We start from the raw sequence: 14513 nt of genomic DNA on the forward strand, positions 1-14513 counted from the left end.
CCCCTTCTCCTGGTGCGCTGGGACTACTGCGCGTTGTTCCGCGCGGCGCGTCGGCGGGTCACGAGGAACGCCGATCCGAGCGCCAGCATGATCGCAGCGAGGACGCTGATGCCGGTCACTTCGAGGCCGGTGTGGGCGAGGCCGCCGCCCGTGCCCGAACCACTGCCCGAACCCGAACCCGAACCCGAACCCGAGCCCGAACCGCTGCCGTTACCCGGAGTCGGTGCCGGTGTGGCGGTCGGAGTGCCGGCCGCAGCCTGAACCGTGAACGCGATACGGGCTTCGCTCGAAGCGCCGTCGATGCTCTGCGTGACGACGAGCTCGTTGGCACCGACCTGCACGGCGGAGCCGAGCACGAGGCTCCACTCACCGTCGATGACCTTCGTGGTTCCCTGTACGGGGACGCCGTTGATCTTCGCGCTGATCGTGGCGCCAGTGATGCCGGTTCCTGTCGCGTTGGTCGGCTTGTCGGCGTTCGCGACTGTCGAATTGTTGGTCGGCGAGGTGATGCCGGCCTGGGCCGGGATAACGCTGAAGACCGAGGTCGCGACCGGTGAGGTCTGGCCTTCAGCCGACTGGGTCACATCGATCGAGTAGACCGTTCCGTAGCTGAGGTCGGCCGGGACGCTCCAGTTGCCCGAACCGTCGACGGTGTCGGTGCCCTGGACATCACCCTTGACGGTGATCTTCGTTCCGGGGGTGCCGGTACCGGTGACCTCGGTCAGCGAGGTGACGACGGAGGATCCGTCTGCCGGGCTGGTGATGACCGGAGCCTTCAGGGGCACGGGAACGACCTTGACCGAGAAGGAGGCCTTCGAGGAGGTGTTGAAGCCCGACTTCGCCTGCGCCGTGAACTCGTAGGTGCCGAGGGCGCTGGGCGCGGGGAATGAGAAGGTTCCGTCGGCGTCTGCGTCGACGGTGAACGAGTCGCCGTCCTTCGGGTCGATGGTGACCGTCGAGGAGGCGGGTGCCGTGCCCGAGATGCTCGCGCCGCGCTCGACGTTGCCACCGTCGGCCGGGTTGGTGAGGGCCGGGGCGGAGATCGAGAGCTTCACGGTGTAGCCGTCGGTGTGGGCGAGGTCGTTCTGCAGGTCTGATGCCCACATGAACGCCGGGTCAGATCCACTGGCCGGCGATCCGCCGCTCAGGATGCCGACAGCCTTGCTGCCCTGGAAGACCGCTCCGCCGGAGTCGCCGTGGTCGGCGACGAGTGCGCTGCCGAAACCGTAGACGATACGTCCACCGACGTTGGCCCAGCCGTCGACGATGTCGACGGTGGCTCCATCGGTGTAGCCGGTGGTGCGACCCGACTTGGCGACAGCCTTGCCGACCTCAGGCGCACCAACGGAGGTGATGGTCTTCGTCGACTTCGAAAGGTCTTCCGACGCAGCGGTGGTCCAGTCGGTCACCTTGGGCAGCGTGGTCAGATCCTCGTTCGTCAGGTCGATCACCGAGATGTCGATCGAGTCCTTGTTGTTCTTGCCCTTCGTGTTGCCGATCCCGCCGTACTGGGAGAAACCGAACGTGCCGAGAGCGGAGACGATGGCGAAGTCGGACGATGCGCCGCCGCCGGCCTCGTCGCCACTCGGAAGCGTGAGGTAGGTGTCGGTGGCCACACCGTCGGAGGTGCAGTGGCCGGCACTCAGGACCGCGGGCTTGCCGGCCGGGGACCAGGCGGAGAAGCCGATCGAGCAGGCCGAGCCTGCTGCCGGGGCATCGGGGTCGTCGGGCACGAAGTATCCCGCCCCACCGACGACATCATCGGTGGAATAGTCGGTGAGCGGTGCGCCGACCGACTTGACGACGACGTTGTCGAACCGCGCGTCGAAGGCGTCGAGTCCGTCTGAGGAGTCGCTGCCGGCGACCTTCACGACAACCACGTTGCCGGAGGCATCGCGCCCGACGGCCTGGATGGCCGGATCTGAGAGCAGCGCCGCGGCCTGCTCCTGGTAGGCGTCTCCGCTGACCGGTGCCGGGGTGGCGGCGGTGTTCGCGAAGGCGGCGGGAGCGGCGAGCAGGCCGCCGAGGCCGAGAGACGCCGCCGCGACGATTGCGAGCGGCCGTCCGAGACGGTGTGATCTGTGCTGCATATTGAGTTGATTCCCCCTGCTGGTGGTTCTGATGGATCCGGCGGAACTCCAGTGGCCCCCCGTGGAAAAGGCCCGCAACGAGTGCAGGCCAGACTCCGACCCTAACGGCTTCTGTGAGAGTTCACAAGATTTCCACAGAGAGGTGCGATAGACCCGGCAACATGACGAAACACACGCCGCGTTCCCTCTTCGGCCCCGTTCTCGCCGCTCTCTCCGGTCTCGCACTCGTCTCCCTGCTGGCCGGTTGCTCCTCGTCGGCATCGTCGCCGGGGGCCGACGGAGGGGCCTCCGGCACGTCGATCTCGATCGTCGGAACCTGGGGTGACCAGTCACCGCGCCAGCCCTACCTGGTCTTCGACGAGGATTCGACGGTCGCGGGAAACGACGGGTGCAATTCGCTCGGATCCACCTACGAACTCTCCGGCGACACTGTCACCTTCTCCCGCACGACGTCGACCATGATGGCCTGCATCGGCGTCGATTCATGGCTCTCCGCAGTGAGCACGGCTGTGGTCACCGGCGACACGATGACGGTCCGCAACGAGAAGGGCGACACCATAGGAACCCTCACCAGGTCTGCCTGAGTCCGGGTACCGGCGCCGCGGGGTCAGCGGGACGCGGGCACGCGCGCCGGGAGCGCCGCGAAGAGGCGGTCGAAGACCACGCGCCGGTCGAACTGCAGCGCGTATTCGCGCGCCCGCCCGGCCCACTCCGAGCGCTCGTCGGGTGTCGTCTCGAGGATGGCGCGGTCGAGCGCCCGCGCGATCGCGGCCGGATCCTCCACGGGCACGATGAGCGCGTGATCGCCGATGGCCTCGCCGATCCCGCCCGTCAGGGTGGTGATCACCGGGCCGCCGCCCGCGAGCATCTTCTCCGCCAGCGCGATGCCGAACGTCTCGACGAACTCCGGGCGGGGCTTGGACGGCAGCACGAAGGCGGCGCAGCCGGCCATCAGGTACGGCTTCTCGGCGTCGCCCACGTCGTCGAGGAAGACGATCTGGTCGGCCAGCGGCGACTGCGCGGCGAGGGTCATCAGCGCGGGGGCCTGCGGTCCGCGGCCGGCGATCACGAGCATCCGCCCGGCGTGCGCCCTGCTCTGCTCGAAGCCCGCGATGAGGTCTTCGACACCCTTGGCCTCGGTGAGGCGGGAGAGGAAGAGCACGTAGTTGTCGCGGTCGAGTCCTCGCGCCTCGAGAACGTCCTCGATCACCCGGTCGTCGAGGTTCGAGTACCGGTCGGCGTCGATGGCCGGGTACGAGACGGTGATGCGGCGGCGGCACTGCTCGCCGAACCGGGTGCCGTACTGGGCGTCGACCCGCTCCGCCTCGCTGATGATGAGCTCGCGGGTGTAGTCGGAGACGGCGACGCAGTGGTCCTGGCTGAGGTAGCTGGAGAGGATGTGCGCGGCGGCGCCCAGCCGGCCCTCCTCGACGGCGGTGCGCACGACGTTGGTGACGTCGGAGCCGACCGCCTCCGCGATCGTGGTCACGTTCACCGGGAGGCCGGTGCTCCACGCGGCGCGCATCGCGTCGGAGACCGCCAGGGTGTGCGGGCTGAGGTAGAGCGACAGGCAGACGGTCGGTACGCCGTCGGTGAAGAGTTCGATCAACCGGCCGGTGATACCGGCCAGGAACCGGCCATCCGGAACCTTGTAGTCGCCGACGGGAGCCGGACGGTCGACGAAGATGCCCGGGCTGTAGGGCAGCACAGAGTCGAGCGGCTTCAGCGGCAGGCCCGCGCGTTCGAGCGTCTCGATGGGCCAGGTCACGATGCGAACCTCGTCGAATCCGCGTTCGAGGGCGGTCTCGGCGATGTTGCGTGCCTCGACCGAGTGGCCGCAGATCACAGGATCGGCCCGTACGACGATGACGAGACGGTTTTCGGTGGTGACCATGTTCACTCCTGGAGGGTTGCGAGGGGGAGGGGCCGGTTGGCGGGCGAGGCGGGGACATCGGGGGCGGAGCCGATGGTGTCGGAGGGCGGCAGGTCGGTGGCGCCCCAGTCGCCGGGCTCCGGCCCGAGCACGAGCACGAGTTCGCCGCCGCGGTGCAGGTCGGTGGCGCGGATCCACGACCGCGACAGGGGGTCGTCGTTGAAACGAGCCGACTGCACGTACTGCACGGGTGGGGCCTGATCATCCGGAGCCGGTTCGACGAACCCTTCCGTGCGGATGGTGAAGGTGTTCGCACCCAGCCGGATCGACGCCGCCTGAAAGGAGGGCGCGTTCACCAGGAAGAGGTTCTGCCCGGCGACCGGGAACAGCCCGAGCGACGCCCAGACGTACCACGAGCTCAGGCCGCCCGAGTCGTCGTTGCCCGGCAGGCCGCCCCGCCCGGTGCCGTACATCTGGTGGATCACGTTGTGCACCACCTCGGCCGTGCGATCGGGCCGGCCGGCGTAGTGGTACGCCCACGGGGCATCCATGTCGGGCTCATTGTTGAGTCCCTCGAACCGGCCGAGGGCGTACCCGGCAAGCAGTTCGTCGGCCTGCGGCCGCAGCCCCGGTTGGATGACCGGCGGGGCCCCGAACCCGAAGAAGTCGTCGAGCTGCCGCACGAAACCCCCCGCACCCCCGCTCAGCGCGATGCGCGACGCCATGTCGTGCGTCAGCCGGAACGAGTAGTTGTAGAGCGTTCCCTCGTAGTAGGTGCTCTCCTTCAACAGACCGGATGTCTCCTCGAAGGCGTTCCGCCAGCGTGTCGCCAGTTCGGCGAACTGGCCGGCCAGCGCGGTGTCGCCCACGTGCTTCGCCACCTTCGCCGTGCACCAGTAGCCGAACGCGAGGTCGAGGGTGTGGGTGATCGGATGGGTCACCCCGCGCTGCAGGAACTCCTCGCCGTAGGTGCGCCGCAGGTCATCGGACATGTGCACCAGGGCGCCGTCCCAGTCGATGCCGGGCAGCCCGAGCTGGCAGAGGTCGGCGAGGAAGGTGTGCGCGAGCGCGCTCGCCTGGCGGGAGAATCGGTCGCTGCCGCGGGCCATCCGATAGCCGATCGGGAAGTTGCCCTCCTCCTCGCAGATCGTGATGAGCGCGTTCGCGAGCTCGACCGCGCGCTCGGGCACCAACGCCGTGAGCAGGGGGAGCTGGGTGCGGTAGATGTCCCACATCGTGGAGATGTCGAAGGCGAACGCTCCGTCGGCCGGCCAGAACGGGCTCTCGTTCGGAGCGAGGCACGGCTTGATGAGGGAGTGGTAGAGCGCGGTCGAGAAAATGGCGCGGCGCTTCTTCGAGGGGGTCTCGACCGTGATCAGCTTGAGGTGCTTGCGCCAGGTCTTCTGGGTGCGCTCGCGGCGGGCGTCGAACCGCGACTCGGCGCCGCCGCCGGTGCCGCCGGTGCCTCCGCCGCCCCCGCCGCCGACATCATCGAGCAGGTTCTGCCTGGCCTGCTCGACACCTCGCAGGCTGAACCCGATCCGGAGCTCGATGACGTCGCCCGGCTCGCTCGGGCCGGCCCACATCAACCCGAACGGGCGGAGGGTGGTCGGCCGGATGTGGTCGAAGTCGAGGCGGGTGCCGCCGGGCATCAGGCGGCGGTCGTACCAGAGCATCTGCCGCCACTGCGGGGTGTCGCACTCGATGTAGACCGAGAGGGGTGCGCCTTCGACCACGATCTGGCCGGCGGCCCGGCCGATGCCGACCGACTCGAGGTGGGCGCGGAGCGGCAGGGTCGAACCGTACGGGATGCCGAGGCCGCCCTGTGAGAAGTCGACTACGACGCGGGCGTTCCGGTCGCGCGGGAAGGTGTAGCGGTGAACGGCGCTCTTGGGCCCCACGGTGAGCTCGGCGGTCACCCCGGAATCGAGCGTCGCGGAGTACCAGCCGGGTTCCGCCTGCTCGTCGCTCAGCTGCCAGGTGCGGCCGAGCACATCCAGCGGCTCGACCATCGGCGTCACGCGGAAGTAGTTGTAGTACTTGCGGATCGCCCCCGTGCCTGACTGCTGGAAGTGCGTGAAACCCGACGCGAGCTGGGTGCCGTGGATGGTCGACGGAACACCCTCGAGGGAGAGGTCGAAGCGACCGTATCCTGTCGGATACCCGCCCGAGTAGGCGCAGGCCGACACCATCCCGAGCGGATGCGTGGCGCCCGGGTGTGTGTTGCCGATCTGCGGCTTCGGCCACCACCAGGCCGCGGCCAGGCCCGTCACGGGAGGGAGCGCGGTCGGCTCGGTGCCGATGAACGGATCGACGTGGTCGATCATGCGTTGCCCCCGGGTTTCATGGTGTGACGCTAGGCAGGCTGTGCGACCGGGGCGTTGCAGAGAGGTGAATGCGGGGCTAACGGATGGGGCCCCGCGGGTGCTGGCAGCTCCGGGACGGCTCGAAGCTGGAGATCCGCTGAGTCTTCCTGTCGTCCACGTTTCCTTCATGTTTCGTACGGTCCCTGTTCGTGTCGACAGGTCACTCTGCTGACTGAACCTCACTGCCGTCGTCGCTGGGGTGCGGATCCATCCCCATTTCGATCGAGGAACTGTGCCATCCACCCCCTACATCGCGTTCACGGAGTTCCTCTCCCGTGCCGACCGCGCCCTGAATGGATGGTCGGGGTTCCGCGAGCACGTGCGGAGCGGTGCACGGGCGATGGCCGCGCTGACGGGTGAGACCCTGCCCCGCTCGTTCGATCCGCGGCTCGCTCCTCTGGCGGAGAACGCAGGACCCGTCTCCCCGCCGTTCACCGGGGGGATCTGGCGGCTCCTCGCGCTGAACAACCGGGAGATCGCGCGGAGTCTCTTCCTCTACGAGTCCGCGTCGGCCGCGAGCGAGCACGTGCGGAAGCTCCAGCGGAGTTCCGACGACATCGAGGTGCACCTCATCCGGGGCCCGGTCTCGATGCAGCACGGCTGGTATGCGACCCTCGACAGCGTTGCCGTCATGTCGTGCGGGCGCTGGTACCCGGCCGCGGGGCTCTGCCACGAGTCGGCGGTCTACAGCGTGACGGCGCTCCGCACTGCGCGGGTGACTCCGGATGTCGCGGCCACCGCCGCGCGCACGCTCGCCGCCCGGGCCGCCGACCGTGCTGCTGCGCGTGCGCGGAGCCGCGGAGGGGTGAACGCGTGACGGTGCGGGGCGGGACCGGCCTCTGCGGGCGAGACCGGCAGCTGTGCCGGGCGTTCCCGCGCCGTCCTGTCGTTCTTGCGGGGACGCCGTGATCCGGGCGCTGATCGGCGGGGGCACTCTGGTGCTCGCGGCGTGCCTCGTGGTCGGTGCTGTCGCGGAGCCGCCGCGCGGTGCGCCAGCGCGGTTCGCGGCGAACAGCGTGGAGCTGCCCGCCGGGGCGGCAGCCGGGGCCCCGGCCGCGGGGGAGCCGGAGCCCGCGGGGGCGGTGGTTCCGGTCGCGGGGGAGTCCCAGGCCACGCCGACTTTGCCCGCGACCGCACCGCAGGCCGAGCCCGCCGCCCAGCCCGCGCCCGCCGCCGGGTCTACCGCCCCGATGACGGGCGACGCGGCACTGGTCGATCCTGGCTGGGCGTCTGCCGTGGCCGTCCGCACGGGCATCCCGGTGCGCGCCGCGGTCGCCTACGCCGGCGCGGCGCTCCGCCTCCGGGCCGAGCAGCCCTCCTGCCACCTCGGCTGGAACACGCTCGCCGCGCTCGGCGAGATCGAGTCCGCGCACGGCACCCACGGAGCATCCGGGATCGACGAAGGCGGCACCGCCCGCCCGCCGATCTTCGGCCCCGACCTCGACGGGAACTCCTACGCGAACATCCCCGACAGCGACGGCGGGGCGCTCGACGGATCGTCGGGCGGCGACCGGGCGATGGGCCCGCTGCAGTTCATCCCGTCGACCTGGCAGAGCTGGGGTGCCGACGGCAACGGTGACGGCGTGGCCGACCCTCAGCAACTCGACGATGCGGCGCTCGCGGCCGGGCACTACCTCTGCAGCTACGGCGACCTGTCGACGGTGTCGGGCTGGCGGGCATCCGTGTTCGCCTACAACCACCTCGACACCTACGTCGACGCCGTGGCACGCACCGCCAACACGTATTCCGCGCAGGCGGGCTGAGCGATGGATGCCCGCCCCACCGGTCTCGTCTCCGACCGTTTCGAGCTGGCCGACCTGCTCGGCAGCGGCGGCTCGGCGTCGGTGTTCGTCGCACTCGACACGGCGACCGGCGACAGGATCGCGTTGAAGGTGCTGCACCCGCACCTCTCCGGCTCCGTCGCCGCGCGGGAGGCCTTCTTCGTCGAAGCCCGGGCAGTCGTTGCGCTCCGGCACCCGAACATCGTCGGCGTGCTCGACTTCGGGGTGCACGAGGGTGCAGGCGAACCGCTGGCCTGGATCGCGCTGGAACTGGCCCCGGGCCTGACCCTCGCGGAGCACGTGGAGCGATTCGGGGCGCTGCCCTGGCGCGACGCACTCGCGATGGCGGACCGGGTGCTGCGCGCGCTCGAAGCGGCGCACGCTGCAGGGGTGGTGCACCGTGACGTGTCGCCGGCGAACGTGATCCTCGGGCCGGGCGGCGACATCCGGCTGGTCGACTTCGGGCTGGCGGACGCGGCCGGCCGGCCGACGCTCGCGTCGGACATCCTGCGGACCGTGCCCGAGCCGCCGACGAACGTGCTGCCTGTCGCGTCGGCGGATGGCGCGGACGCCGCGGATGCGGAGGGTGCGGAGCGACGCTCGGCGCCCGTCCGCGGTGCTCCGGCGCCGGTTCTCGGCGTGCTCGGCAGCGCGAACTACATGTCCCCGGAGCAGGCGCAGGGCCTGCCAGTCGATGAGCGCGGCGACCTCTACCAGGTGGGGGCCCTGCTGCACTTCGCGCTGACCGCCCAGCCGCCGTTCGTGCGCCCGACGGTGACCGGCGTCATGCGAGCGCACGTCTCCGCGCCGCCCGCCGTGCCCTCGGTGCTCCGCTCCGGCGTCCCTCGCGGTGTCGACCGGCTCGTCGTGAAGGCGCTGCTGAAGGATCCGGCCCAACGTTTCGCGTCGGCCGGGGCGATGCGCGCGGAGGTGGTGGCGCTCGCCGCCCGCCGGAGCCCGGTCGCTGGCCCGGCGAGTCCGGTGGCGGCTGCTCCGTCGGGAGACAGCTCAGGGCGCGTCGCTGCGGTGACTGTGGCCGCCCCCAGCCGCGCGGCCCGTCCGGCGGCTGCCAGCCCGGTCGGTGCCGCTGCCGGCGCTGCGGCCACGGTGGTCGGTGCCGCCGCCCCGACCGCCCTGCCCGCCGCGGCCGGCGCCCCGCCTACCCCGACCGCCCTGCCCGCCGCGACCGGCGCCCCGCCCACCCCGGTCGCGCTGTCGCCCCTTCCCCCCGCAGGCGGCACCTCCGTGCGCGGAATCGTCGTCGCGGCCGTCGTCCTCACCGCCACCGTGGTGGCCGTCGCCTGGACGCTCTCCCTCGGAGCCGCCCCCAGCTCGACCAACGCCGCACCGCAGCCCGCCTCGACCTCGAGCGTCGACCCCGCCGCTGCGCTCACCTCCGCATCGCCGGGGCCTGAGACATCCGCGGCCCCTTCCCCCACTCCGAGCGCCGCTCTGTCGCCACCGCCCGTGGCGGTCGCCCCCGTGACCGTGGCGGTCCCCCCGGTCGCAGGTGTGGACGTCTCGATCGCGCAGGGTCTGATCACCTCGGCGGGCCTGGCCGTGGGCACCATCTCTCCGCGCGATTCGCCCTTGCCGCGCGGTACCGTGCTGTCAAGCGCACCGGATGTCTCCACCGCCGTCCAGGCGGGCACCCGTGTCGACCTCGTGGTCGCCTCAGGCTCCAACGCCGTGCCTCCCGTCGCAGGGCTCACCCAGCAGGATGCGGTGTCCCGCCTCCAGGCCGCAGGCTTCGCCGTCGCAGTGACGACGCGCACCCAGCAGGGCGCGCCGGCCGGCCTGGCGCTCTCGAGCGACCCGCCCGAGTCCACCGTGCTCACCCTCGGCATCGTCGTGACCCTCACCGTGGCGGTGGCCCCCCAGTCGACAAGCACCCCTGTTCCCACCGCCCCGGGCTCGACCGTCCCGCCGACGACCTCGGCCACCCCGATCCCGCGCCAGCCCTAGGGAACGGTCGCTCGGGCCGCCGAAGGGACCCGAATCGCGCCAAACGCATTCCAGCGGAACGGTATGGGCCCCCTGGGGCGCCGTCCGGCGGGGTGCGGGGCAGAGCGGGGGCGGGGGCGCGGGGGCGCGGGCGGGGCGCGCTGATCATTCCGCGTCCACCCCTTCTTCAGGCGGGCGGCCCCGGCCGTTCACGTGGCCGCATGAACATCGATCTGTTGTGATCCGCCCGCCCGGGGCGTGCTCGGGCGGAGGTGGTGTGACGTGGCTGACGACAGAGCCTTCGAGTCGCTCACCGACCTGCACGATGCGCTGAACCGGCCCACCAGTGTGAAGGTTCCCGTCGAGCGGGTGTTCGCGCCCGAGGTGGGCGGCGAGATCTTCGAGGCGACGAAGAGCAGGGGCCCGCGACATCCGGCCGCCGCCACCCGGACCGACCGGAGCACCCAGACCGACCAGCCCGAGCCCGCGAACCACCGCGACGTCGAGAAACGGTCGCTGCGCTCCAAGCCGTCCCGCTCAGACTCAGTCTTCAAGGGCGTCTCGCTCACGGCCGGCATCACCACCGTCAGCATCATGCTCGCTGTCGGCCTCTTCCTCTCGCTGCGTGCCAGCGACGCGTTGCAGGTCTCGGGCATCAACTTCCTGCTCGAACAGCAGTGGTCGCCGGAGACGCAGCAGTTCGGCATCGCCTCCGTCATCTTCGGCACGTTCACGATCGCGATCATCGCGATGTTCGTGGGGGTGCCGCTGGCTGTCGGGACGGCCCTGCTGCTCTCCGAGGTGGTGCGCGGACCGCTCCGCTCCTTCCTGGTCTCGCTGGTCGACCTGATGGCGGCGGTACCGAGCGTCGTGTTCGGCCTCTGGGGGCTGTTCTTCCTGCAGGCCGCCGTCATCCCGGTCTCGGCCTGGATCTCGACGTACTTCTCCTTCATCCCGATCTTCGCGGTCGAAGACGCATCGGGTGCCCGCCTGACCGAGGCCAGCGCCTTCACGTCGAGCGCGTTCATCGCGGGGATCGTGGTCGGCCTGATGGTCGTGCCCACCCAGACCTCGGTGATGCGGGAGGCGTTCTCGCAGGCGCCGATGGGGGAGCGCGAGGCGGCGTTCGCCCTCGGCTCCACCCGGTGGGGCATGATCCGCACGGTCGTTCTGCCGTTCGGGCGGGGCGGGATGATCGGGGGCATCATGCTCGGCCTCGGGCGCGCGCTCGGCGAGACGATCGCGGTGTACCTCATCATTTCGCCGATCTTCACGATCAACTGGGAGGTGCTGAAGACCGGCACGAACTCGGTCAGCGCCCTCATCGCGCTGCGGTACGGCGAGGCCAGCCAGTTCGGGCTCTCGGCGCTGATGGCTGCCGGACTGGTGCTCTTCCTGATCACTCTGGTCATCAATTTCACGGCGTCGTCGATCGTCGCCCGGTCGCGCTCCGGCGCCGAGACGAGCTGAGCCCGGCCATGTCGATCACGACCCTCGAACGTCCCGCGGCCGAGAACGACGGCGACGGAGACGACGGCACCGGCTCCGGCGTCGGCACCGATGCCGCCCGCGCGACCGTCGCCGGCGGCGAAGCACCCGCCGCACCCACCCGCATCCCGTCGAAGGAGGGTGTCGAGGTCGGCCCGCGCCGCCGGCTCCGCGAGTCGACTCTGGATGAACGTTTCAACATCCTCGGCGCACTGGTCGCCGGCCCCACCGTCGCCACCCTGCTCTTCGGCTGGTTCACACCGCTGACCGGTCCGATCGGCTGGGTCGTGGTCGCGTTCCTCGCCTTCATCGGGTTCTACATCCTGCTCGTCTCGCTCCGATCCGACCGCGAGGAGGTCAAGGACCGGGTGCTGACGGTACTGCTGATCAGCGCGGGCACGATCCTGTTCGGTGCGCTCGCGTTCGTCGTGGTCTACGCGGTGGGGCGCGGATCCGTGGCCCTGCCGCACCTCAACTTCTTCACCCAGACGATGGAGCTCGCGGGTCCCCTCGACGGGCTCGACGTCGGCGGGATCTCGCACGCGATCGTCGGCACGCTCATCCAGATCTCGATCGCGCTCGCCATCACGATCCCGCTCGGCATCACGACGGCCGTCTTCCTGAACGAGATCGGCGGGAAGTTCGCCCGGTTCGTGCGAACGATCTCCGACGCGATGACCGCGCTGCCCTCGATCGTCGCCGGGCTGTTCGTGTACGCGGCGATCATCCAGCTCATCACGCACCAGCGCTCGGGGTTCGCGGCCTCGCTCGCGATCAGCGTGATGATGCTGCCGATCATCATCCGGGCCTCCGATGTGGTGCTGCGGCTGGTGCCCGGCAACCTGCGCGAGGCGTCGTACGCGCTCGGTTCGACGCGCTGGCGCACGGTGTGGAGCGTCGTGCTGCCGACCGCCCGCTCGGGTCTCGTGACCGCGGTCATCCTCGGCACGGCCCGCGGCATCGGCGAGACCTCGCCCGTGCTGCTGACGTCGGGCATCACCGCGGTCATGAACCTGAACCCGTTCTCGGGCCCGATGATCTCGCTGCCACTCCAGGTGTTCGACTTCGTGAAGTCGCCCGAGCCGAACATCATTGCGCGCGGGTTCGGCACGGCCGCGGTGCTGATCCTGCTCGTACTGCTGCTGTTCGTGATCGCGCGGCTGATCGGCGGCAAGGGCCCCGGGCAGCTCAGCGACCGCCAGCGCCGCCGCGTCGCCCAGCAGTCGGTGGATGACCTGCAGCGCATCGCCGCCCGCAATCACCTGCTCACCCCTTCCCCCGCCCCCACGACCCAGGAGTCGTCACCGTGACCCCGCGCATCCGTTTCCTCCGCACCCTCGGTGCCGCCCTCGCCTTCGTCGTTCTCGTGATCGGGATCGGCGGCGGTGTCACCGTGCCGAGCGCCTCGGCCGAGATCTACCTGCCCATCACCGGCAGCGGGTCGACCTGGTCGCAGAACGCCCTCGACCAGTGGCGGAAGAACGTCGCCGCGAACTACGGCATGACGGTCAACTACTCCGGCAACGGCTCGTCGGCCGGGCGGCAGGACTTCATCAGCCAGTCGGTCGACTTCGCGGTGAGCGAGATCCCGTTCCAGGCGAAGCCGGAGGACCAGTCCGCGCCCGAGGTGCCGACGAGCGGCTACGCCTACATGCCCATCGTGGCTGGAGGCACGTCGTTCATGTACAACCTGAAGATCGGCGGCAAGCGGGTCACGAACCTGCGCCTCGACGGCGACGTCATCTCCAAGATCTTCACCGGCGTCATCGTCAACTGGAACGACCCCGCCATCGCCGCAGACAACCCCGGTCTCGCGATGCCCGACAAGCCGATCGTGCCCGTGCTCCGCTCCGACGGATCGGGCTCGACCGCGCAGTTCACGCTCTGGATGTCGAAGCAGCACCCCGATCTCTGGAACGCCTTCTGCACCTCCGTCGGCCGGGATGCCCCCTGCGGTCTCACTTCTCAGTACCCCGGCTTCGGCAACGCGAAGCTGCAGAGCGGATCGCTCGGCGTGGCCGGCTACGTCAGCCAGGACTACGGAGAGGGCGCTATCACCTACGTCGAGTACTCGTATGCGCTGAAGTCGGGCTTTCCTGTCGCGAAGGTGCTGAACAACGCCGGGTACTTCATCGAGCCGACGGCGCCATCGGTGGCCGTGGCCCTCGTTGGTGCCCAGATCAACAGCGACCTGACGCAGGTGCTCGACGGGGTCTACAACAACGCCGACCCGCGCACCTATCCGCTGTCGAGCTATTCGTACATGATCCTGCCCACCGAGACCAACAAGATCTTCACCGCCGAGAAGGGCAAGACGCTCGGGGCCTTCACGAGCTATCTGCTCTGCGAGGGGCAGCAGCAGGCGCAGCAGCTCGGCTATTCGCCCCTGCCCCTGAACCTCGTGCAGGCGGCCTCCGACCAGGTGAAACGCATTCCGGGCGGGCCCGCGGGCGGTGTAGACCTCGCCAGTTGCAACAACCCGGCGCTGCAGATCCTCGACACGGCACCGCAGCCCGCTGACTGCGACAAGCAGGGCGCCAACCAGTGCACGACGGGCACAGCGGGTGCGGTCGTCGACACTCCGGTGACCGGATCGGGTTCGGGCGGCAGCGCGGCCGCGGCCCCGGGCGCCGGTGGTGGCGCGGCCGCGGTCGCTCCCACGGCGGAGGCCGCGGCGGCTGCTGCCGCTGCCGTGTCTGCTGCGGATCCGGCGGCCGCGGCCGCTGCTGGGGCAGCGGCATCCAACACCGCCGTCTACGACGCGAACGGCGCGATCGTCAGCGGGAACGCCGGGGCAGGCGCCTCCGTCGCGGTCTCGAAGCCGTTGACCCTCGCCGACCAGCCCTTCGGTCCGCAGCAGATCGTGATGATTGCCGCCGGAGTGCTGCTGCTGCTCGCGATCGCCCTACCGCCGTTCGTGTCGCGCCGTCTGAAGCGCAGCCGCTAGACGACCGCCCCACACCCCTGTTGG

At 70.3% G+C, this 14513-nt stretch carries 10 protein-coding genes; 7 read left to right on the plus strand and 3 right to left on the minus strand.

What is annotated here, in order from left to right:
* Positions 1-23: 23 nt before the first annotated feature.
* Positions 24-2090, minus strand: a complete 2067-nt coding sequence (locus tag FB464_RS19955) for a S1 family peptidase (protein WP_170151967.1) — start codon at positions 2088-2090, stop codon at positions 24-26.
* Between the two features lie 161 nt (positions 2091-2251).
* On the opposite strand from FB464_RS19955, the gene FB464_RS18600 reads away from it, so the two are divergent.
* Positions 2252-2674, plus strand: a complete 423-nt coding sequence (locus FB464_RS18600) for an META domain-containing protein (protein ID WP_116415720.1) — start codon at positions 2252-2254, stop codon at positions 2672-2674.
* Between the two features lie 23 nt (positions 2675-2697).
* Here FB464_RS18600 and FB464_RS18605 read toward each other — a convergent pair whose 3' ends face one another.
* Both FB464_RS18605 and FB464_RS18610 read right to left on the minus strand, forming a co-directional pair.
* Positions 2698-3984, minus strand: a complete 1287-nt coding sequence (locus tag FB464_RS18605) for a glycosyltransferase (RefSeq protein ID WP_116415719.1) — start codon at positions 3982-3984, stop codon at positions 2698-2700.
* Positions 3985-3986: 2 nt separating this feature from the next.
* Positions 3987-6290 carry a glycoside hydrolase domain-containing protein gene (locus FB464_RS18610; protein ID WP_116415718.1) on the minus strand — a complete coding sequence of 768 codons (2304 nt, stop codon included), beginning with the start codon at positions 6288-6290 and terminating at the stop codon, positions 3987-3989.
* A 271-nt stretch (positions 6291-6561) separates the two neighbouring features.
* Here FB464_RS18610 and FB464_RS18615 point away from each other — a divergent pair, with 271 nt between their 5' ends.
* The 6 genes from FB464_RS18615 to pstS all read left to right on the plus strand — a co-directional run bounded on the left by FB464_RS18615 (position 6562) and on the right by pstS (position 14489).
* Positions 6562-7146: a hypothetical protein gene (locus FB464_RS18615; RefSeq protein WP_116415717.1), complete on the plus strand. Its 585-nt coding sequence runs from the start codon at positions 6562-6564 to the stop codon at positions 7144-7146.
* Positions 7147-7234: 88 nt separating this feature from the next.
* Positions 7235-8092, plus strand: coding sequence for a lytic transglycosylase domain-containing protein (locus FB464_RS18620; RefSeq protein ID WP_246093138.1), 858 nt, complete (start codon positions 7235-7237; stop codon positions 8090-8092).
* A gap of 3 nt (positions 8093-8095) precedes the next feature.
* A complete protein-coding gene (locus FB464_RS18625) occupies positions 8096-10075 on the plus strand; it encodes a serine/threonine-protein kinase (RefSeq protein WP_116415716.1) in 1980 nt (659 codons plus the stop codon).
* Between the two features lie 261 nt (positions 10076-10336).
* On the plus strand, positions 10337-11524 hold the full coding sequence (pstC, locus tag FB464_RS18630; RefSeq protein ID WP_246093139.1) for a phosphate ABC transporter permease subunit PstC: 1188 nt from the start codon (positions 10337-10339) through the stop codon (positions 11522-11524).
* Positions 11525-11532: 8 nt separating this feature from the next.
* The gene (gene pstA, locus FB464_RS18635; RefSeq protein ID WP_116415715.1) at positions 11533-12852 is read left to right on the plus strand and encodes a phosphate ABC transporter permease PstA; all 1320 of its coding nucleotides are present in this window, start codon (positions 11533-11535) and stop codon (positions 12850-12852) included.
* Entirely contained in the window at positions 12849-14489 is a 1641-nt protein-coding gene (gene pstS / locus FB464_RS18640) for a phosphate ABC transporter substrate-binding protein PstS (RefSeq protein ID WP_116415714.1), read from the plus strand. Before pstA ends, pstS begins: the two co-directional genes overlap by 4 nt.
* Positions 14490-14513 lie beyond the last annotated feature (24 nt).

Origin of the sequence: Subtercola boreus (genome assembly GCF_006716115.1) — a bacterium.
Lineage (GTDB): Bacteria > Actinomycetota > Actinomycetes > Actinomycetales > Microbacteriaceae > Subtercola > Subtercola boreus.

Bases quoted from the DNA above. Each gene is read 5' to 3' on its own strand.
- FB464_RS19955 (WP_170151967.1), bottom strand. From the start codon at position 2,090: ATGCAGCACAGATCACACCGTCTCGGACGGCCGCTCGCAATCGTCGCG.
- FB464_RS18600 (WP_116415720.1), top strand. From the start codon at position 2,252: ATGACGAAACACACGCCGCGTTCCCTCTTCGGCCCCGTTCTCGCCGCT.
- FB464_RS18605 (WP_116415719.1), bottom strand. From the start codon at position 3,984: ATGGTCACCACCGAAAACCGTCTCGTCATCGTCGTACGGGCCGATCCT.
- FB464_RS18610 (WP_116415718.1), bottom strand. From the start codon at position 6,290: ATGATCGACCACGTCGATCCGTTCATCGGCACCGAGCCGACCGCGCTC.
- FB464_RS18625 (WP_116415716.1), top strand. From the start codon at position 8,096: ATGGATGCCCGCCCCACCGGTCTCGTCTCCGACCGTTTCGAGCTGGCC.
- pstA (WP_116415715.1), top strand. From the start codon at position 11,533: ATGTCGATCACGACCCTCGAACGTCCCGCGGCCGAGAACGACGGCGAC.